14 protein-coding genes are annotated in these 19,888 nt (G+C 71.0%); 7 read left to right on the forward strand and 7 right to left on the reverse strand.

Annotation, left to right across the window (positions count from 1 at the left end; genetic code table 11):
- The first annotated feature begins 6 nt into the window (after window positions 1-6).
- The 4 genes from ACIRA5_RS09490 (at window position 7) to fxsT (ending at window position 7,215) form a co-directional block, all read left to right on the forward strand.
- Complete coding sequence (locus ACIRA5_RS09490) at window positions 7-816, forward strand: toll/interleukin-1 receptor domain-containing protein (RefSeq protein WP_403689049.1); 810 nt, start codon at window positions 7-9, stop codon at window positions 814-816.
- Window positions 813-2,324 (forward strand): hypothetical protein, encoded by a 1,512-nt coding sequence (locus ACIRA5_RS09495; protein WP_403689051.1) that lies wholly within the window; start codon window positions 813-815, stop codon window positions 2,322-2,324. The genes ACIRA5_RS09490 and ACIRA5_RS09495 overlap by 4 nt, the downstream gene beginning before the upstream one ends.
- A gap of 92 nt (window positions 2,325-2,416) precedes the next feature.
- Window positions 2,417-3,367 carry an AAA family ATPase gene (locus tag ACIRA5_RS09500; RefSeq protein WP_403689053.1) on the forward strand — a complete coding sequence of 317 codons (951 nt, stop codon included), beginning with the start codon at window positions 2,417-2,419 and terminating at the stop codon, window positions 3,365-3,367.
- Window positions 3,364-7,215: an FxSxx-COOH system tetratricopeptide repeat protein gene (fxsT, locus tag ACIRA5_RS09505; protein ID WP_403689055.1), complete on the forward strand. Its 3,852-nt coding sequence runs from the start codon at window positions 3,364-3,366 to the stop codon at window positions 7,213-7,215. The genes ACIRA5_RS09500 and fxsT overlap by 4 nt, the downstream gene beginning before the upstream one ends.
- A 57-nt stretch (window positions 7,216-7,272) precedes the next feature.
- Here fxsT and ACIRA5_RS09510 read toward each other — a convergent pair whose 3' ends face one another.
- Together ACIRA5_RS09510 and ACIRA5_RS09515 are read right to left on the reverse strand one after the other, a co-directional pair.
- Complete coding sequence (locus ACIRA5_RS09510; RefSeq protein ID WP_403689739.1) at window positions 7,273-9,063, reverse strand: HEXXH motif domain-containing protein; 1,791 nt, start codon at window positions 9,061-9,063, stop codon at window positions 7,273-7,275.
- Window positions 9,064-9,498: 435 nt separating this feature from the next.
- Window positions 9,499-11,073, reverse strand: a complete 1,575-nt coding sequence (locus ACIRA5_RS09515) for an MFS transporter (RefSeq protein ID WP_403689056.1) — start codon at window positions 11,071-11,073, stop codon at window positions 9,499-9,501.
- Window positions 11,074-11,134: 61 nt separating this feature from the next.
- On the opposite strand from ACIRA5_RS09515, the gene ACIRA5_RS09520 reads away from it, so the two are divergent.
- Window positions 11,135-12,178, forward strand: a complete 1,044-nt coding sequence (locus ACIRA5_RS09520) for a helix-turn-helix transcriptional regulator (RefSeq protein WP_403689058.1) — start codon at window positions 11,135-11,137, stop codon at window positions 12,176-12,178.
- Between the two features lie 124 nt (window positions 12,179-12,302).
- On the opposite strand, the gene ACIRA5_RS09525 is transcribed toward ACIRA5_RS09520, so the two are convergent.
- Both ACIRA5_RS09525 and ACIRA5_RS09530 read right to left on the reverse strand, forming a co-directional pair.
- Entirely contained in the window at window positions 12,303-12,878 is a 576-nt protein-coding gene (locus tag ACIRA5_RS09525) for a TetR family transcriptional regulator (RefSeq protein ID WP_403689742.1), read from the reverse strand.
- 514 nt (window positions 12,879-13,392) lie between these two features.
- Entirely contained in the window at window positions 13,393-14,394 is a 1,002-nt protein-coding gene (locus tag ACIRA5_RS09530; protein ID WP_075027220.1) for an RNA polymerase sigma factor RpoD/SigA, read from the reverse strand.
- A gap of 169 nt (window positions 14,395-14,563) precedes the next feature.
- Between ACIRA5_RS09530 and ACIRA5_RS09535 the strand changes: the two genes are divergently transcribed.
- A complete protein-coding gene (locus tag ACIRA5_RS09535) occupies window positions 14,564-15,103 on the forward strand; it encodes a GNAT family N-acetyltransferase (RefSeq protein ID WP_403689061.1) in 540 nt (179 codons plus the stop codon).
- A gap of 1 nt (window position 15,104) precedes the next feature.
- Here ACIRA5_RS09535 and ACIRA5_RS09540 read toward each other — a convergent pair whose 3' ends face one another.
- Window positions 15,105-15,917, reverse strand: a complete 813-nt coding sequence (locus tag ACIRA5_RS09540; protein WP_403689063.1) for a dioxygenase — start codon at window positions 15,915-15,917, stop codon at window positions 15,105-15,107.
- A 128-nt stretch (window positions 15,918-16,045) separates the two neighbouring features.
- On the opposite strand from ACIRA5_RS09540, the gene ACIRA5_RS09545 reads away from it, so the two are divergent.
- A complete protein-coding gene (locus ACIRA5_RS09545) occupies window positions 16,046-16,555 on the forward strand; it encodes a MarR family winged helix-turn-helix transcriptional regulator (protein ID WP_403689066.1) in 510 nt (169 codons plus the stop codon).
- Window positions 16,556-16,807: 252 nt separating this feature from the next.
- On the opposite strand, the gene ACIRA5_RS09550 is transcribed toward ACIRA5_RS09545, so the two are convergent.
- The gene (locus ACIRA5_RS09550; protein ID WP_403689067.1) at window positions 16,808-18,358 is read right to left on the reverse strand and encodes an MFS transporter; all 1,551 of its coding nucleotides are present in this window, start codon (window positions 18,356-18,358) and stop codon (window positions 16,808-16,810) included.
- Window positions 18,359-18,516: 158 nt separating this feature from the next.
- Window positions 18,517-19,161 carry a TetR/AcrR family transcriptional regulator gene (locus ACIRA5_RS09555; protein WP_403689068.1) on the reverse strand — a complete coding sequence of 215 codons (645 nt, stop codon included), beginning with the start codon at window positions 19,159-19,161 and terminating at the stop codon, window positions 18,517-18,519.
- Window positions 19,162-19,888 lie beyond the last annotated feature (727 nt).

Raw genomic sequence — 19,888 nt, forward strand, 5'->3', positions numbered from 1 at the left:
CAGGCCATGGTCCAGGCGCTGTGCGATTCCCCGGTCCTGGGCGACCGGGGCGCCCGCGCGATGCTGGCCGAGCTGATCGGCGACCGGCTGGGGCGGCCGGTGGCCCTGCGGGAACAGACGACCACGCAGCTGCAGCTGCTCGAACTGGTGCGGTTCTGCGTCCGCGAGGAGATCGCGGCGAACCACGGACTGTCCGCGCTGGCCGACGCGGTGTCACTGCTGGAGGGCCGCAGCCGGACGGCCGACGCCGTCGGTGAGCTCGTAAGGGAGCACGTCGTACGGGAGCACGTCGTACGGGCCGCACCACCGCATGCCCCCTCGCACACCGACCTCCCTGCTCACCTGGTCCACCTGTTCCTCTCCTGCGCCGTCACCGACCTCGCATGGGCGTCCTGGATCGCCTGGCACCTGGAGAACGCGGGCGTCGGCGTACGCCTCGACCTCCTCGGCACACCGCTGAGCGGTCTGGAACAGAGAGGTCTGGAACAGAGAGGTCCGGAACAGAGAGGTCCGGAACAGTGCGAGCGCGTCCTCGCCCTCCTGTCCCCGGCCTACGTCGGCTCCGAAGCCGTCCAGCAGGCCTGGCAGGCCGTGCACCGCCGGAGCCCCGAGGGCATGGCCGAGTTGCTGGTGCCGGTCATGGTGGAGCCGTGCCGGCCGCCATGGCCGCTGTCCACGGTCGCGTGCACCGACCTCACGGGCCTCGGCGAGGACGCGGCCCGCACCCGGCTGCTCGACGCCGTCGGCGTCACCCGCACCGCCCCCACCAGGCACGCCGCACCTCCGCGCTTCCCCGACCCGGCGGGCCGACGTTGACGGGACAGGGCGGCGCGGGCCGCCACAACCCGGCGTTACGGATACGGGAGCGGATCGGCGAGGAGGCCCTCGACGCACTGCTCACGGTCCCCGCGCTCCACGACCGCTACGCGCGCGCCCTGCTGACCGATCTGGTGGGCGAGGCGCTGGGGCACCGGGCCGACCTGCGGGAACAGTCCACCGTGCCGCTGCAGCTGCTGGAACTGTTCCGTTTCTGCACCCGCCACCAGGACGGACTGTCGGCGCTCGCGCGGAAACTGCAGATGCTGGAGCCGGGCTGCCCGCAGGGACCCGTCGTACAACGGCTCGCCGACGAATGGACGGCCGTGGACTCGCTCGACGGCCTGCCGGAGGTCACCGGCTCCTGGGATTTCCTCGGTGCCACCCTGGGCACGCCGGCCATGTCGTACGCCATGCGCAGGGCCCTGGTCCGGACGGCCACCGAGGCCAGGGTCTCCGCACCGCCGCCGCACGCCGACACCTGCTGGCACGACTTCCTGCACATGGCCGGGCAGGGAGCTCCACGGGGCGGGCTGCCACCGTGGATGGTCTACCTCGACCGCGCTGCCGACGCGATGGGCCACCCCGTCGCGGTCGAACTGCTCGCACGCAACCGGCAGTGGGCCCTGAGCTGCGGCCTGGCCGAGCTGCTCGACCTCGACCGCGCCCGGACTCCGGCGCCCCCGCCGGCGGTCAGGCCGGGCCAGGAGTACCTGGCGATCCACATCGCTCCGGACCCGCTGGAGAACGGGCGCTACACGGTCTCGCACTCCCTCATGTCCGACGCCGGCGGCCCGAACTGGCAGCACGGCGACCCGATGCAGCGGGTGCCGACCGACGGGCTGCAGCACGCCGTGACCCGCGTCATCAAAGCGGTCGAAGGGGGCGGCGGCGACCGGCTGGCCCATGTGTGGCTGGAGTTCGTGCTCCCCTTCGAACTGCTCAACCTGCCCGTCGACTGGTGGCCCCGGGACACCACCGAAGTACCGAACGTGCCGCTCGCGGTGGACTACCCGGTGGTCGTGCGCAGCCTGGACCGGCTGCAGAACCGGGACTGGTACCGGTTCTGGCGTACCCGCTGGCAGCAGCTGGCGCGCGACGAACACCCGTCGAAGTCGGTGTACGTCAACGTCGCGCACCAGAACGGCAACCATCTGCGCGGCCTGGAGGCCCGCCTCGGGGACAACGAGCACTGCGTGGCCCTGGTGCTGAGCGAGCCGCCGCTGCCCGAACACGGCAACGGCCGCCGGGAGCTGCACGCGGCCCTGCGCAGCGGGCTGCCCGTGGTGATCTGGCACCGCGCGGGCCGCTCCACCCAGGAGTTCCGGGGTGTTCTCGACGGGCTCCTCACCGAGGGCCTGTCGCGGTTCCCGGCCAAGGTGGCTGCCTACCGCCGCCGTGCGGCGATCGACGCCGCCGACGACGAGGACGCCGCACACATCGGCCGCCACCTCGCGGTCCTGTGGGACGACCCCGACCGCAAACCTGTGCGCCCCGAGCCACCGTGACCACGGCCCGCATGACCACGGACCAGCAGTGCGGACCGGCGCCACCGGTCCGGGCATCGCCACCCCAGTCGTCGTACGGAGGGACGCCGTTCATGCCGCCGAACAGCCAGTCGTGGGGACTGTACCGAGGCACGGGGCTGCCCGGTGCGACGGAGGAGGAGTGGCCTCAGGCACCGGCCTGGCGCAGCTTCGGTGGCGGCCCCGAGCTCCCCCCGCCACCCGTCGACGACCCGTGCGCCCCCGCGGTGCTGGGCACCATCAGTCAGCCACTGCCCGCTCCGCCGGACGAGGTGGCCCGGGTGAACGTGGCGCTGCACCTGCGCCGCCCCCTGCTCGTCACGGGCGAGCCCGGCACCGGCAAGTCGTCCCTCGCCTACCGCATCAGCCGGGAGCTCGGCCTCGGCCCGGTCCTGCGCTGGCAGATCACTTCCCTGAGCACACTTCGGGAGGGCCTGTACGACGGCGTGTACGACGGCCCGTACAACGGCCCGCACGAGGGCCCGCACGAGGGTCATGACGCGGGCGGGCACGACGGTGGCATCCGGCTCGGGCCCCTGGGTGCCGCCTTCCTGCCGTACCGCCGGCCCCGTGTGCTGCTGATCGACCGGCTGGACCGGGCCGAGATCAGTCTGCCCGAGGACCTGTGCACGGTACTGACGGCCGGAGGATTCTCCCTGCCGGACGGAACGGTGCGCTGCCGGGCCTTCCCCGTGGTGGTCATCACCACCACGGGTGAGCGGGATCTGCCATCGGATCTCGTACGCCGCTGTGTGACCCTGCGGACCCAGCGGCCCGGCCCTGACCTGCTGCGCGCCATCGCCGCGAACCGGTTCCCCGCGGAGCCCGGCCGTCCCGGCCCGGCGCCGGACGCCGTGGACGCCTTCGTCGAACGGGCCACCGCCGCCGAGGGACCGGTGCTGGAACGGTTCCTGGACGCACTCCGCCTGGCCGCCGACGGTGTCCTCCAGGCCGTGGCGGAGGACGGCAACTGGCAGGAGGCCGTCGACACCCTCTGGCAGTGGACCGCGCCGGAGGAGCCATGACGGAGCCCGGCCCGTTTCCCGCCGCGCTCCCGCCGGGGCTTGCGGAGGCCCTGTGGCACATCGGCACCGCGCTCGACACCACCGCTGTCCGGGACGTGGCGGTGGTGGCCGACGCGGGGCCGACGATGGGGATCTGGCAGCGGACGGTCCACGAGTTCGCCACGGCGCTGCGTCGGTGCGGGGCCTTCGGCCGGATCACCACGCACAGGCTGCCGTCCGGGCACAGCGCCGACCCCGCGAGCCTGCCGCGTCACCGTGCGGGCACCCGGCTGACCCTGCTCCTCACCGACGGCGCGGGCCCCCGCTGGCGCACCCACGAGGTGGAACCGCTGCTGCGCCGCTGGGGCCAGTCCGGACCGCTCGCGCTGATCCACCTGCTGCCACACCCGGTATGGCACACGACGGGGCTGCGCGGCTGGCAGGTGCTGCTGCGCTCGCCCACCCCGGGCGCGGCCAACCACCGGCTGCGGTGGCGGCCCCGCGGCCTGGGGCCCGATCAACACGGCCTGCCGCCGGCCCACCGTCCCGACGTGGCCGTACCCGTGCTCGAACTCGCCCCCCGCTGGCTGGAGGCCTGGTCCGGCCTGCTGGGCGGGGGCCCGCCGCCGTGGCTGCCGATGACGGTGATGTTCCCCCGCGCGCACATACCCGCCGCCGCGGCGGCGGAGCCCGACCCCACCCCGGCGGCTCGGGTGGCGCGTTTCCAGTCGTCCGTGCCCCGGAGCGTGTTCACGCTCGCCACCATGCTCTCCGCGATACCCCTCGACGCCGGGCTGATCGAGGAGGTGCGGGGCGCGCTCCTGCCCGGCACCTCCCTCGCCGATGTCGCGCACCTGCTGGTGCACGGCCTGGTCCGACCGGCCGACGGCGGGCACACCACCTTCGCGTTCGCCCCCGGGATCCGCGAGGAGCTGCTGGCCACCGGACGGCGTACCGATGTGGTGCGGGTAGTCGAGTTGATCGGGGATCGCCGGGGATCCGGCGGGGAACACTTGTGGCGACTGCCCCGGTTGCTGCGCGGGGCCGCCGTGCACCGACTCCCGCCGGTCGACGCGGAGTCCGGGCCGTGGCTCATGGCGGAGAGCGCTGTGCTCCACGCCCTGTCCGGGCCGTTCCTGAAGCCGGCGAGGGAGGTCGACGAGGCCCTCGCGGCCGCCCCGGCCGATCGGACCCGCCCGCAGCACGCACAGCACCACGGCACCGCCACCACACCCGAAACATCCACAGCACTCACAGCACCCAGCGATGCCGTCGTCCGGCCCCCGGGCGACGCCGACCGTCGGACCGATCAGGGGAAGAGGAGGCCGGTGATGCCGCAGCAGGCCCCGGCGAGCACGGTGGGCAACGGACGTACCAGGAGCGCGCCCACGATCTGGGGAAACATCCCGCCCAGGAATCCGAACTTCACGGGCCGCGAGGAACTCCTCGACACGCTGCACCAGCGGCTGCTGCGGGAGAAGGCGACCGCCGTGCTGCCCCACACGCTGCACGGCATGGGCGGCGTCGGCAAGAGCCTGCTGGCCGTCGAGTACCTCTACCGTCGTATGGCGGAGTACGACGTGGTCTGGTGGATCTCCGCGGAGCGCAGCGCGCAGATCTCCCTGTCCCTGGTGGAACTGGCACCGCGCCTGGGCCTGCCGACCGGGTCCGACGTCTCCTCGACCGTCGCCTCGGTCCTGGAGGCGCTGCGCATCGGCGTGCCCTACGCCAACTGGATCCTGGTCTTCGACAACGCCGAAAGCCCGGAGTCCGTACGGCAGTTCTTCCCGGCCGGAGGACCGGGCAACATCCTCGTCACCTCGCGCAATCCCCAATGGGCCTCCGTCGCCCGGCCGCTGGAGGTCGACGTCTTCATGCGGGAGGAGAGCAAACAGCTGCTGCGCATACGCGGCCCGGAGATCAGCGACGCCGAGGCCGACCGGCTCGCGGAGGCACTCGGCGACCTGCCGCTCGCCATCGAGCAGGCCGCCGCCTGGCACGCGGAGACGGGCATGCCCGTGGACGAGTACCTGCGGCTGCTCGACGAGAAGCGCGTGGACCTGCTGCGCGGCACCGCGCCGCTCGGCAACCAGCATCCGGTGATAGCGGCCTGGAACATCTCCCTGGACCGGCTGGAGGCCAAGAGCCCGGCCGCGTACCAGCTGCTTCAGGTGTGCTCCTTCTACGCGCCCGAACCCATCGCGCGGACCATGTTCATGCGGATGCCGCCCAGTCCCATCACCCCCGAGCTGGACGCCGCCCTGGAGGATCCGATCCGGCTCGGCCAGGCCATCCGCGACATCGGCCGCTACTCCCTGGCGCGCTTCGACCACCGCACCAACTCCCTCCAGATGCACCGGCTGGTGCAGGCGGCGCTGCAGTTCCGGATGACCGAGGCGGACCGGTCCACCATGCGGCACGGGGCGCACATGCTGCTGGTGGCGAGCGACCCCAACGACCCCAGCAACGCGCTGCGCTGGGACCGGTACGGCGCGCTCTACCCCCACGTGGTGGTCTCCGGCGCGGTGCAGTCCGACGAGACCTGGGTGCGCAGGCTGGTGGTGAACGAGGTCAAGTACCTCCTTCGCTGGGGCGACTACGAGTCCTGCCTGGAGCTCGCCCAGTCCGCGTACGAGAACTGGTCCCGCCGACTGGGCGAGGAACACAGCCAGACCCTGCAGATCGCCCGCTGGCTCGGATTCCTCCAGTTCAGCATGGGCCGTTACAAGGAGGCCGCCGAGCTCAACGCGACGACGCTGGAGGCCTATCTCAGGTCGCTGGGCCCCCACCACCAGGACACCTTCGACGCACTGGGCAACGTCGCCATAGACCACCGCGTGCGCGGCGCTTTCGCCGAGGCCCTCCAACTCTCCGACTCCGTGCACCAGCAGTACGTGCAACTCATCGGTCCGGACGACCCGGAGACACTGCGGGCCGCGCACAACCTGGGCGTGAGCCTGCGCCTGGTAGGCCAGTTCAGGCGCGCCTACGAACTGGACAAGCAGACCCGGCACAACCGCATTCAGACCTTCGGCCAGGATCACATCGACTCCTTGCGCACCTGGCTCGGGATGATCGTCGACCTGCGTGAACTCGGCGACTACGACACGGCGTTGACCTACCACCGCGAGATCACCGAGCAGGCCACCACACTGCTCGGCGACAGCAATCCGTTCACGCTCTCCTGTGTCCGCCTCCTCGCCGTTGCCCTGCGCAAGGCCGGCGAGCACGAGGAGGCGGGTGCGACGGCGGAGCACATCCGCTCCGAGCTCGTGCGCCGGTACGGCGATCAGAACCCCGAATCCATGGCCGCCACGCTCGAACTGACGATCCACCTGCGGCACCGGGGAAGCCTGGACGAGGCGCTGCGCCTGGGCACCGAGATCTGCCGTCGCTACGAGGACACCTACGGCAGGCACCATCCGCACGCCGTGTCCGCCGCCGTGAATCTCGCGATCACCTACCGGCTGCTGGGCGACGCGGCGGCCGCACAGTACATGGACGCCATGGCGCTGGACCGGCTCACGGAGATGCTGGGCGCGACCCACCCCTCGACGCTGGTGTGCCGCACCAATCTCGCCAGTGACCACTACGCACTCGGTGACCCGGCCGTCGCCCTCGACCTCGACACCGAAACGGTGCGCAGGTCCCGGGAGGTCTTCGACGCCGACCACCCCTCCGCCCTGGCCTGTGCCGCGAACCTCGCGATGGACCTGCGGGCCGTGGGACGCGTCGAGGAGGCGGAGGCACTGCACGGCGACACCCACAGCCGTCTCCTGCGCACCCTGGGCAGCGGTCACCCGGCGGTCGGCCAGGCTTCCGACCGGGACCACCGAGCGGACTGCGACATCGATCCGATGCCGCTGTGACGGACCCCGTACCGCGATCGTCGAGCCCGGCCACCGGCCCGGCCGGTGCCGACGTCGCTACTCCGCGAGCCAGTGGGCCAGGAGCACCGGATCCGGCGGGGCGGGCAGCGCACGGCCGACGGCCAGGGCCAGTTCGGGGTGTTCGATCAGGGCGTTCCCGGCGGCCCGCTCGCCGCACTCGGCCAGCGCCAGGCCGAGCCCGGCCCAGGCTGCGGGCCGGGCACCCGGACCGCCGAGCTCCTCGCCGTACAGCTTGACCGCGGTCGTGGCGTCGCCGTCCACCAGCGCCAGATCGGCGGGCACGACACCCGGCACCTTCCTCGCGGGGTTCTCCGCCGCACGCAGGGTGTCGAACTCCCCGGGAGCGACAAGGCTGAGGCGGGCCAGCAGCGCGAGCGTGTCCAGTCGGCAAGCCCCCGGATCGGCCCGCAGCGCGGGCACGGGGTGCCGCGTGACGGCGCGCCCGGGCCGCCCCGCGGACCAGGCCTCCGCCAGCTCCTTCGCACGCGCCGCGGGCACCTGAAGATGGTGTGCGCGCCAGGTCGCACGGTGGTGGACCGTCGCGAGGTGCGCGAGGCGCTGTTCGCGTACTCCCACCGGCTCCGCATGCCAGCCGGTGGTCTGTTCGTCCAGGCTGTCGACCAGCGCGTGCCCCAGTGGAGTGAGCGCGGGGTGCTCGCGCAGGGTCCCGAGCACCCCGCGCACGGCGCTGCGCCACAGCGCGTGCTCGAAGCCCGCGAGCCCCTCCGCACCTCGTGTGCGCCAGTAGTGCGCGACCCCGGAGAAGGCATAAGCCCCATGCACCAGCCCGCCGAGAGGGCGCGGATCGTCCCGCCAGGGCGCGTAGAACAGCTCGTCACACTCCTCGAACAGGGGCGTGAGAAAGATGAGGCCGTTGAGCAGGGTGTGCCGGAACTCATGTACGAGGGCGACGCCGAGCTGAGCCGGGAGGACGTCCTCGTCCTCGTCCGGCTCGGAGAGCAACAGGCACCCGAACGCGTCGCTCGACGAAGCCGCCCGCGCACGCAGCCGCTCGCCCCGCGGCAGCGGAACGACGGAGCGCAACCCCGTGGTCAGGGCCCGGGCGCTGACCACGTGATCGTTCACCAGCACCGGCCACGTGCGTGCGAACCAGTTCTGCCAGGAGGCGAACTGCGCGGAGGAGAGCCGCCCCGGCGCCGCCAGCGCCGGCACCGGTGCGTAGGGTCCCAGGTCGTCGAGGGTGATGGTCAGGCGCATGCCCGCGTGCTCCGCACGCAGCCGCCGCTGCCCCTCCCACCCCGGGACGTCGTTCTCCCTAGCGTCCGGCAACGTCACGATCACGTCGCCCGCGGCGACCCGGACCGCACCGTCGTGCCCCCACACCTCGGCGGTGCCCCAGGGATCACCGCCGACGGTCGCCCGGCCGAGGCCCGGCAGGAACACCCGGCCGTCCCGCACCGGCACGCGCGCGCGGAAGTCGACGCCGGCGCCGATGAACACGGCCACCGCCAGCTGTCCGAGGAATCCCAGTTCCACGCGCAGCGGAGGCTCTCCCGCGGTCACCGCCGGATCCGGGCGGGACAGTCTGCGCAGCAGGCTCGCCGACCACACACCGACCTGCGGGTCGAGGAGCACCGTACGGAAGCCCGCCGGATCCGCCCGCTCGGCGGCTTCGAGCAGCTGCCAGGCCCGACGTACGTCCTCGGCGTCCGCTGCCGTGTCATCCGCTGCCGCGTCGCGGATCGCACGCAACAGCAACAGGCGTCGGCTCGACTCCGCGTCGAGCAGGAAACCGACAGCTTCCTCGTCCTCGGTGACGGAGTTCAGCGCGTCCAGGACGGGTTCGGAAAGGTGGTGACGGCGCATCGGCACGACGATTCCTTGTTCACAGGGCCGTGACTGGGGCACTCCGTGGCAGATCGCGACGGGGCCCTAACTGCCGTCGCTGCCCGCGATGGTGGAGAGGGGGCGACCGACCCGAAGCCTCAGGCGCTCGACCGACGGCCGTAGAACGGCGTCATCAAGGGCCGCGACCTCCTCGAGCGACAGTGCCGACAACGTGGGAAGCCAGGATTGCGGCGCCCCGGAGACCACCGCTTCACGGGGGGTGACGTGTTCCCTCGATGACATTACGTCACCGTATATCAACGTGTGCTCTCAGGAAACGTGCGCTCTCAGGAAACGCTGAACCACGCTGAACCGCTGCACCAGCGCCGTGTGCCCGCCCTCCGGAGGCGGAGGACGGGCACAGAACCAGGACGTCAGCACCACAGTCAGCGCGAGGGCATCGGCACCAGAACCTCAGCCCGTCAACGCCGGCTCACTGCCGGACACCGGGGCGTCGGCCGCCGGGTTCGCGCTCTCCTGTCCGCCGACCGCGGTGTCCTCCGCCCCCTCGACATGCTGCGCCGGCCGCTTCGGCAGCGCGAACATCAGCAGGAAGATCGCGACCATCACCGCCACGACCCAGCCCAGCGCGTGCTGGAAGCCGTTGACGAAGGCCGGGCCCACCTGGGCGGCGGTCAGGCGGTCGCCGATCTGGCCGAAGAAGACCACGGACACCAGGCCGAGTCCGAGCGCGTTGCCCATCTGCTGCACGGTGTTGATGAGGCCGGACGCCGAACCGGAGTGCTCGCGCGGGACCTCCGACAGCACCGCGTCGGTCAGCGGGGCCACGATGAAGCCCATGCCTGCGCCCATGACGACCAGCGGAAGCGCCATCTGCCAGGAGGCGATGGACAGGCCGTACCGCTCGGACTCCCAGATGTAGAGCAGCACCCCGGCCGCCATGATCAGCGCGCCGGCCTGAAGCACCTTGCGCCCGAAGCGCGGGACGAGCAGCTGCACCGACATGCCCGCCGCGGCCGAGACCGCGATCGAGAACGGGACCCCGGTCAGCCCCGCCCGCAGCGGGCTCCAGCCCAGGCCGACCTGCATGTACAGCGTCCAGACCAGGAAGAAGATACCGAGGCCGACCCCGAAGACGGTCTGGACGGCGATGCCCGCGGCGAAGCTCTTCACCTTGAACAGCGACAGCTCGACCAGCGGCGAACCGTCCCGCGCCGCCTTCCGCCGCTCGTAGGCCACCAGCGCCGCGAAGACGAGGAGGGCGCCGCCCATCGACAGGTACCCCCACAGCGGCCAGCCCAGCTCACGCCCGCGCGTCAGCGGGTAGAGCAGCATCAGCAGGCCCAGCGTCACGAGGGCCACGCCGACGAGGTCGAGCTTGAGGGCCTTCGGGGCCTTGGACTCGCTGATGAAGCGTCGTCCCAGGATCAGCGCGGCGATGCCCACCGGCAGGTTGATGAGGAAGATCGGCCGCCACTCGAGACCGAAGAGGTTCCACTCGGTGAGCAGCGCGCCGAGCAGCGGGCCGGACACGGCGCCCAGGCCGACGATCGCTCCGAAGAGGCCGAAGACCTTGCCCCGCTCGTGCGCGGGGAAGGTCGCGTGCACGATCGACAGCACCTGCGGCACCATCAGCGCGGCCATCCCGCCCTGCAGGATGCGCGAGGCGACGAGCATCTCCGGGTTCGCGGCGAAGCCGCACAGAGCGGAGGCGATCGTGAAGCCGCCTATGCCGACCAGGAAGAGCCGCTTGCGGCCGTGGATGTCGCCGAGCCGTCCACCGGTGATGAGCCCGGCGGCGAAGGCGAGCGCGTAGCCGGCGGTGATCCACTGGATCTGGCTGAAGGACGCGCCCTCGTCCCGCTGGATCGAGGGAATCGCGATGTTGACGATCGTGACGTCGACCAGGTCCATGAAGGCCGCGGTCATCACGATGGCGAGCGCGAACCAGCGCCGTCGGTCGGCCGCGGCTGCCGGGCCCTTCGGCGGCTCGGCCGGACTGCTGGAAGTGGTCTCGGTGGAGGTCATGGCTTGAAGGTAGGCCCCCATTAGGTCAGATCATGTCCTAGATGTGCGGCACTCTGGAAACATGACGACGGACACACCGGCCCGGCTCCTCCAGCTGCTCTCCCTGCTCCAGACGCCCCGCGAATGGCCCGGGGGCGAGCTGTCCGAGCGGCTGGGCGTGTCCCGGCGTACCGTCCGCCGCGACATCGACCGGCTCCGGGAGCTGGGTTATCCGGTGCAGGCGACGAAGGGGGCCGACGGCGGGTACCGGCTGGTGGCGGGCAAGGCGATGCCGCCGCTCGTGCTCGACGACGAGGAGGCGGTGGCGATCGCGGTGGGGCTTCGGGCCGGCGCCGGGCACGCGGTCGAGGGCGTCGACGAGGCCTCCGTACGGGCCCTCGCCAAACTGGAGCAGGTGCTGCCGTCCCGGCTGCGCCACCGTGTGTCCACGCTCCAGGCCGCGACCACTCCGCTGACCAGCGGGGACGGGGCGAGCATCGCGCCCGAGACGCTGACCGTGATCGCCGCGTCGGTGACCGGGCGGGAGCGGCTGCGGTTCGCCTACCGCTCGGGTGACGACACCCCCTCACGACGCCTGGCCGAGCCCTACCGCCTCGTCTCCACCGGCCGTCGCTGGTACCTCGTCGCCTACGACCTCGACCGCGACGACTGGCGCACCTTCCGCGTCGACCGGATCGCCGAGCCCTTCGCGACCGGCGTCCGTTTCACGCCACGCGAACTGCCGACGGGGAACGCGGCCGAGTACCTGCGGCAGTCGATGTACGGGCGCCAGGAGACGTACGACTTCGAGGTCGCCTTCGCCGCGCCCGCCGCGTTCGTCGCGGCCCGCCTGCCCAAGTGGTTCGGCGCGCCCGAGCCGATCGACGAGCGCAACTGCCTGCTGCGTTCCTCCGCCGGGGACTCCGTGGAGTGGCTGGCGGTACGGCTCGCGATGGTCGACTGCGAGTTCACGGTACGGCGGCCGGCGGAACTGGTGGAGTGCGTACGGGAGTGGGGCGGGCGCCTGACTCGGGCGGCGGGCGGCTCGGAAGACGGGTCGGGGGGTGCCTCGGAGGGCGGGTCGGAGGGCGGTCGCCGGGAAGGGGGCGGCGTCAGGGCCGGGTGAGCCCCGCGCGGGCCGCACCGGTCCATGCGGGGCTCACCCGGCGCGGGCCGCACCGGTCCATGCGGGGCTCACCCGGCACGGGCCGCACCGGTCCGCGGCGCGCTCACACGGTGCCCAGGGGAAGTCACGCGGTGCCCCAGGGGAAGTCACGCAGCGCTTCCAGATGACGTACGGCGAGCGCGACCGGTCCTGCCGGACCGTCGGCCGGCTCGTCACCGGCGGCCCAGGCCTCCACCGCCACACGAACCGCCGCACCGGCCACGGCGGCACCGAGCCGGAACTCCGCCCCGCCGCCCGCCACGGAAGCCCTCGCCTCCAATACCCGCGCCAGCGTCCGCTCCGCCCCCTGACACGCCTCGCCCCACACCCTCAGCAGCGCCGGGCTCCCCTCGGCCAACCGGAGCAGAGCGCGGACCCAGTCCATGGACTCCGGTCGCACCCCGACGCCCGGGGTGAGGGTCTGGACGACGGCGTGGCGCAGAGCCTGAGGCACGGACAGGTCGGCCGGGGCGTCACGTACGGCCTCGGCCCACTTCTCGACGCCCGCGGAGAAGAGCGGGGCGAGGCACTCTTCCTTGCCGGCGAAGTAGCGGTAGAAGGTGCGAGGCGCGACACCGGCGGCGCGGGCGATGTCCTCGGCTCGGGTGGCGCGCAGACCGTGCCTCATGAAGAGCCCGGCCGCGGCCCGCGCGATCTCCATCCGGGTGGCGGCCTTGCGTCGCTCCGTGAGCGAGAGCCCGGGAGCGGCGGCCGCGCGGTCGGTACCGGTCACGGACGGCAGGTTATGCCCCTGTGGCACAATCTGCCATCCGGGTCACCCCGGGGTTCAGGTACGGGGTGGCCCGTCGGCCTGCCCGAAAACCACCGCTCCCCCGGAGCGAGTCCCGAACGAACCCTGCGCAAAAAGGAGCCGAGCCCCGGCGCCAGGGGGGGAAGGCGCCGAAGCTCGGCTCTGGAGAGTCCCGGCGCGGGGGGGGAGTGCGTCGGGACTCGGTTCTGGGGGGTCTTGGGGCTGCGCCCCGGGACCCTGAACCCTGGGCCCTGAAGTCTTGTGCCCAGAGCCCAGCGAGTTAAGCGGCGTTACATGGCCATGTCCGGTCGACTTATGGCCGACCTCGGGCCATCGGATCCCCTCAGATCCGTCGAACCCGTACGAACCATACGTGGCACACCAACCACATGAACCACGCAAACCGCACTAACCGTGGACATTCTTAAGCCGCCGCGTCAAAACCGGTGTCGCGGGCCAGCTTCTTCAGCTCCAGCAGCGCGTGCTTCTCGATCTGGCGGATGCGCTCTCGGGTGAGCCCGTGCTCCTTGCCGACCTCCGTGAGCGTGCGCTCCCGGCCGTCGTCGATGCCGTACCGCATCTTGATGATCGAGGCCGTGCGCTGGTCGAGGCGGCCGATCAGGTCGTCGAGCTCCTCGCTGCGCAGCAGGGTGAGGACGGACTGCTCGGGCGAGACCGCGGAGGTGTCCTCGAGGAGGTCACCGAACTGGGTGTCACCGTCGTCGTCCACCGACATGTTCAGCGAGACCGGGTCGCGCGCCCAGTCCAGGACGTCCGTCACACGCTCCGGGGTCGAGTCCAGCTCGGCGGCGATCTCCGCATGCTCGGGCTCGCGCCCGTTCTTGCGGTTGAACTCGCGCTGCACGCGACGGATCCGGCCCAGCTCCTCGACCAGGTGCACGGGGAGGCGGATCGTGCGCGACTGGTCGGCGATGGAGCGGGTGATGGCCTGACGGATCCACCACGTGGCGTACGTCGAGAACTTGAAGCCCTTGCGGTAGTCGAACTTCTCGACCGCGCGCACCAGGCCCGCGTTGCCCTCCTGGATCAGGTCGAGCAGGGGCAGGCCGCTACGGGGATACCGCCGGGCCACGGCGACGACCAGCCGCAGGTTGGAGCGGATGAAGACATCCTTGGCCCGCTCCCCCTCGGCGACCAGCGCCTCGAGCTCCTCGCGGGTCGCGTCCGCCTTGGGGGCATCGACCTCGTCGTCGAGGATCTGCCGGGCGAACACACCCGCCTCGATGATCTGGGACAGCTCGACTTCCTTGGCGGCGTCGAGCAGCGGCGTACGCGCGATCTCGTCGAGGTACATGCCGACCAGGTCGCGGTCGGCGATTTCGCCGCCTACGGCGCGAACACTGCGTGCCGCGTCGGCGGTCTCGCCGGTGGCGGACTGACGACGGGCGACGGCACGGGTTGCCATGCGTGCTCCCTTGCGATGGTGGGCTTGCGGGTCCTAGTGGCGGCTCGGACACTCTTCCGAGTGCCCGGCATCCGAAGGAAACAACGACTGGAATCCGGACAGAATTCCCAACCCGCCCCTCAATTTTTCTGATCGTGCAGTACCCTGTGCCGCCACAGCGGGAGGTCGGATGTCAACGGAACGTACAGAGGCGCAGGTCAGGCCAGGAGTCGAGGCCGACCTCGACGCCCTCACGGCCATCTACAACCACTACATTCGCGAGACGCCCATCACCTTCGACACTGCCGTCTTCACCCCGGAAGAACGTCGTCCTTGGCTGCTCTCCCATCCTGAAGACGGCCCGCACCGCCTGATGGTTGCCACAGACACGGACTCACAGGGGGTTCCCGGGAACGCACAGCGAATTCTGGGATACGCCACATCCAGCGCCTTCCGCCCCAAGCCCGCCTACGACACCTCCGTCGCGGTCAGCATCTACCTCGCCCCCGACGCGGGCGGCCGGGGCGTCGGCACGCTGCTCTACAAGTCCCTCTTCGAGGCGCTCACCGACGAGGACGTGCACCGCGCCTACGCGGGCATCGCCCAGCCCAACGAAGCGTCCGTGCGGCTGCACGAACGCTTCGGGTTCCGGCATGTCGGTACGTACCGGGAGGTGGGCCGGAAGTTCGGCCGGTACTGGGATGTCGCCTGGTACGAGAAGGACCTCTAGATCAGCCGAACTGCACCGACCGCTTGGCCAGCCCCATCCAGAACCCGTCGATCACCGAACGCTGCTCGTCCAGCTCGCCCGTGGCGTCCGCCGCGCCCATCGTCACGAAGAGCGGGGCGAAGTGCTCGGTACGGGGGTGGGCGAGCAGGCCGGCCGGGGACTTGTGACCGAAGTCGAGCAGGGCGTCCCAGTCACGGGCGTCCAGAGCGCGGTGGCCCCAGTCGTCGAACTCGACCGACCAGGAGGGGACGCCGCCCTGGCGCAGCGCGGCCAGGTTGTGGGTGAAAAAGCCTGAGCCCACGATCAGGACACCCTCGTCGCGCAGCGGCGCCAGCTTGCGTCCGATCTCCATCAGCTTCACCGGATCGAGGGTCGGCATGGAGATCTGCAGGACAGGGATGTCGGCGTCGGGGAACATCTCGACCAAGGGGACGTAGGCGCCGTGGTCGAGGCCGCGGTCGGGGATGTCCTGGACGGGAATGCCCGGGGCGCGCAGCAGCTTCCTTACGGACTCGGCGAGTTGGGGGGCGCCGGGAGCCTCGTACCGGACCTGGTAGTAGTGCTCGGGGAAGCCCCAGAAGTCGTAGACGAGCGGTACGGTCTGGACCGCGCCGAGGGCCAGCGGGGCCTCCTCCCAGTGGGCGGAGACCATCAGGATCGCCTTGGGACGGGGCAGTTCGGCGGACCAGGCGGCCAGCTCTCCGGGCCAGACCGGGTCGTCGGCGAGCGGCGGAGCGCCATGACTGAGGTAGAGGGCGGGCATGCGCTTCTGCGGGGCACGCCCTTCGGTGACGGCAGACGTGGCGACAGACATGGCAGCTGCTCCCTCCGGGGGGTCCATCGGAAGACCGATGGGGAAGTTATTTGAAGTCTCAAGCTTCCATGCAGAACGATACTCCCGATTTGTTTAATATTCAAGAAGGGGCTCGTACAGTGGGGTACATGACTACGGCACCCGCATCCGCTGAAGAGCCGCGTTGGCTCACCGACGAGGAACAGCGCACCTGGCGTGCGTACATGAACGCCGCCACCCTCCTCGAGGACCATCTCGACCGTCAGCTGCAGCGCGACGCGGGCATGCCGCACGTCTACTACGGTCTGCTCGTCCAGCTCGTCGAGGCGCCGCGCAAAAGGCTGCGCATGACCGAGCTGGCCATGAACGCGAAGATCACCCGCTCGCGCCTCTCGCACGCCATCGCCCGCCTGGAGAAGAACGGGTGGGTGCGCCGCGAGGACTGTCCCTCCGACAAGCGGGGCCAGTTCGCCGTCCTCACCGACGCCGGTGACGAGGTGCTGAGCAAGGCCGCGCCGGGCCATGTCGACGCCGTACGGCAGGCCTTCTTCGACCGGCTCACGCCCGAACAGCACAAAGCCCTCGGCGAGGCCATGCGGATCATCGCCGAGGGGCTGCAGCCGAAGGACGCGGGCGCGGACCTGCCTTGGCTGCGTTGAGCGGACCTGCTTTGGCTACGTTGAGCGGACCTGCCCTTGGCTGCGTTGATCCGGTTGACGGGCTGACGGACTGACAGGCCGACGGGTTGACGGGTTGACCCGGGGGTGGACGCGGGTCCGCCCCGGTCCCGATGAACTCGGAACCGGGGCGGACCCTGGGAATCGTACGGGCGAGGCGTCCCCACCCCGCGCCCGCACTCGAAGCACCTGAAGCACCGGAGGTACCAGCGGCGGTACGGGCGGTACGGGTGATCAGTGGGCGATCACCGGCACCTTGACCTCGTCCTCGGCACCGTCGCCCGCGCCGGAGGCCGCGGACATGTCCGGGCGGCCGGTGTTGACGAGGGTCGCGGCGATCGTGGCCGCGACCACCAGGATGCCGACGGCGAACCAGATGGCGTTGGTGTAGCCGTTCACCATGGCCTGCAGCTGGACGAGCTGCTGCTGCGGCTTGGAGGTGGCACCGGCGATGTGGTCCTTGATGTACGAGGTGGTCGCCGAGGCGGCGATCGTGTTCAGCAGGGCCGTACCGATCGCGCCGCCCACCTGCTGCGAGGTGTTGACCATCGCGGAGGCGACACCGGCGTCCTTCGGCTGGACACCGTACGTGGCCAGGGACATGGCGGGCATGAACGCCGTACCCATACCGAGGCCGAGCAGCAGCTGGGCCGGGAGCAGCAGACCCGCGTAGGAGGAGTTGATCTCCATCTGGGTCAGCAGCAGCATGCCCACGGCGGCCAGGGCGAAGCCCGGTGCCATCAGCAGCCGCGGCGGGACGCGGGTCATCAGACGGGCGCCGATCTGGGTGGAGCCCGTGATCATGCCCGCGATCATCGGCAGGAAGGCGAAGCCGGTCTTGACCGGCGAGTAGCCCTTCACGATCTGCAGGTAGTAGGTCAGGAAGAGGAACAGGCCGAACATCGCGATGATCGCGAGGCCGAGCGAGAGGTAGACACCGCCGCGGTTGCGCTCGGTGATGACGCGCAGGGGCAGCAGCGGGGCCTTGACCTTGGACTCGGTGAAGACGAAGGCCGCGAGCAGCACCGCCGAGGCGACGAACAGACCGATGGTGGTGGAGTCGCTCCAGCCGTTGGACTCGGCACGGGTGAAGCCGTAGACCAGGGAGACCAGGCCCAGGGTGGAGAGGACGACGCCGGGGATGTCGAGCGGCGAGCGGTTGCGGCCACCGGCCGGCTCACGGATGACGAAGTACGCGCCCAGGGCGGCGATCATCGCGAACGGGATGTTCACGAAGAACGTCCAGCGCCAGTTCAGGTACTCGGTGAGGAAGCCGCCGAGGATCAGGCCGACGGCGCCACCGCCACCGGCGATCGCACCGTAGATGCCGAACGCCTTGGCGCGCTCCTTGGCGTCGGTGAACATCACCGCGAGCAGCGAGAGCGCGGCGGGCGCGAGCAGTGCGCCGAACGCGCCCTGCAGGGCGCGGGAGCCGAGCAGCATCGCCGAGCTCTGCGCGGCGCCGCCGAGGGCGGAGGCGCCCGCGAAGCCGATCAGACCGGTGACGAAGGTGCGCTTGCGGCCCCACAGGTCGGCGATACGGCCACCGAAGAGCAGCAGACCGCCGAAGGCGAGGGCGTAGGCCGTGATGACCCACTGACGGTTGCCGTCCGATATCCCCAGGTCCTGCTGGGCGGAGGGCAGCGCGATGTTCACGATGGTCGCGTCGAGGACGACCATCAGCTGGGCGAGCGCGATGAACGCGAGCGCTTTCCAGCGGTTGCTGTGTGCGTCGGCGAGTTCGGCCGCCGACTTTGCCGAGGCTGAGGTGCCTGTTTCAGACATGGGGATACCCACTCCGGTACTTCGCAGTGAAAAAGGTGAGGGAAGGTCACGGGAGCCGGCGGCTCGTCTTCGTCGACGGCCGCAAGCCTCCGGAAGCTTGTCGGACTAAGGACTGGCGCTGTGCGCCGATCTCATCGGTCAGGGTGGCTGCTGGCTGGTCAGGCTGTTCGCAGATCCTCCACGGTGGCCGCCACTCCGGGCAGTACGGAGCGGGCCGGTGCCCGCAGACCGTCCAGGAACAGCTGCAGATGACGGTGCACGAAACGGTCGATGCCCTCGCACGCGGTGCCGGGCAGCGGCCGGGTGAGCTGGCTGACGGCGACCAGGAGGTCACCTGACTCGACGTCGGGACGCAACTGTCCGGCCTCGCGGGCGCGCTTCATCAGCGCGTCGACCATCTCCGTGGTCCGCTCGCGTGCGGCGAACAGATCCGGGTGGTGCTGGTCGAAGGCTTCGGAGAGCATGGGGCACAGGGCGCCGATCCGCTCGTCCGCCGCGAAGTGCACGAAGTCGCTCAGCGCCTGGAAGGCGTCGCCGCCCTCCACGAGAGCCGACTCGATCCACTCCGACGTGCGGTCCATGACCGAGCAGACGACCTCCCGCGCAAGCGCGTCGCGGTCCGGGAAGTTGCGGTACACCGTGGCGTTGCCGACACCGGCGCGGCGGGCGATCTCGTCGAACGGCACGTCGGAGCCGAACTCGACGAACATCTCACGCGCGGCGGCGACGATCCGCTCCCGGTTGCGCAGGGCATCGGCGCGGGGCCGGGGCACGCGACGCTTCACGGGGGTGGCGGTCTCCACGGCGTACTCCTCAGACGTAGGTAGGAAGACTGTGGCGCGATCCGGGGAATCCGTCCCCGTTTCACTCGGACACATGGCTAAACGGGGAAACGGTCCCCGGTTATTTCCCGCATTCCCAGAGATCTAATGTGACCTGCATCACTGGATGGTGGGGGGCGGGGTCGGGGGTGGGGGAAGGCTGGCGTTGGGGGTGGGGGAGGGCTGGCGTTGGGGGTGGTGGGGCGCGGCCCGGCGTCCGGTGCGGTGGGTGGCCCGGTGTTCGGGTCCCTGCGCGGCGGGTGACCCGGCGTCTTGCTTGGCGGGCGGCCCGACGTCCGGCATGACTCCAGCCCCAGCCCGACGTCCAGCATGACTCCGGCTCGATGTCCGACATGACTCCGGCCCGACGTCCGACATGACTCCAGCCCGACGTCCGACATGACTCCGGCCCGACGTCCGACATGACTCCGGCCCGACGTCCAGCATGACTCCAGCCCCAGCCCGACGTCCAGCATGACTCCGGCTCGATGTCCGGCATGACTCCGGCTCGACGTCCGACATGACTCCGGCCCGACGTCCGACATGACTCCAGCCCGACGTCCGGCATAGCTCCGGCCCGACGTCCGGCGCGATGCGTGGCGCGGCGTCCGGCGTGACGCCGCACCGAGCATCCGGCCAGACTCCGAGCGCAGCATCCTGCGCGGCGCGCGACCTAGCATCCGGCGCGCCTCCGGCAGAGCATCCTGCG

It is taken from the genome of Streptomyces sp. NPDC096311, assembly GCF_044763085.1.
Classification (GTDB): Bacteria; Actinomycetota; Actinomycetes; order Streptomycetales; family Streptomycetaceae; genus Streptomyces.

Bases quoted from the DNA above. Each gene is read 5' to 3' on its own strand.
- ACIRA5_RS09490 (WP_403689049.1), top strand. From the start codon at position 7: ATGGTCCAGGCGCTGTGCGATTCCCCGGTCCTGGGCGACCGGGGCGCC.
- ACIRA5_RS09500 (WP_403689053.1), top strand. From the start codon at position 2,417: ATGCCGCCGAACAGCCAGTCGTGGGGACTGTACCGAGGCACGGGGCTG.
- fxsT (WP_403689055.1), top strand. From the start codon at position 3,364: ATGACGGAGCCCGGCCCGTTTCCCGCCGCGCTCCCGCCGGGGCTTGCG.
- ACIRA5_RS09510 (WP_403689739.1), bottom strand. From the start codon at position 9,063: ATGCGCCGTCACCACCTTTCCGAACCCGTCCTGGACGCGCTGAACTCC.
- ACIRA5_RS09515 (WP_403689056.1), bottom strand. From the start codon at position 11,073: ATGACCTCCACCGAGACCACTTCCAGCAGTCCGGCCGAGCCGCCGAAG.
- ACIRA5_RS09520 (WP_403689058.1), top strand. From the start codon at position 11,135: ATGACGACGGACACACCGGCCCGGCTCCTCCAGCTGCTCTCCCTGCTC.
- ACIRA5_RS09525 (WP_403689742.1), bottom strand. From the start codon at position 12,878: ATGGAGATCGCGCGGGCCGCGGCCGGGCTCTTCATGAGGCACGGTCTG.
- ACIRA5_RS09530 (WP_075027220.1), bottom strand. From the start codon at position 14,394: ATGGCAACCCGTGCCGTCGCCCGTCGTCAGTCCGCCACCGGCGAGACC.
- ACIRA5_RS09535 (WP_403689061.1), top strand. From the start codon at position 14,564: ATGTCAACGGAACGTACAGAGGCGCAGGTCAGGCCAGGAGTCGAGGCC.
- ACIRA5_RS09540 (WP_403689063.1), bottom strand. From the start codon at position 15,917: ATGTCTGTCGCCACGTCTGCCGTCACCGAAGGGCGTGCCCCGCAGAAG.
- ACIRA5_RS09545 (WP_403689066.1), top strand. From the start codon at position 16,046: ATGACTACGGCACCCGCATCCGCTGAAGAGCCGCGTTGGCTCACCGAC.
- ACIRA5_RS09550 (WP_403689067.1), bottom strand. From the start codon at position 18,358: ATGTCTGAAACAGGCACCTCAGCCTCGGCAAAGTCGGCGGCCGAACTC.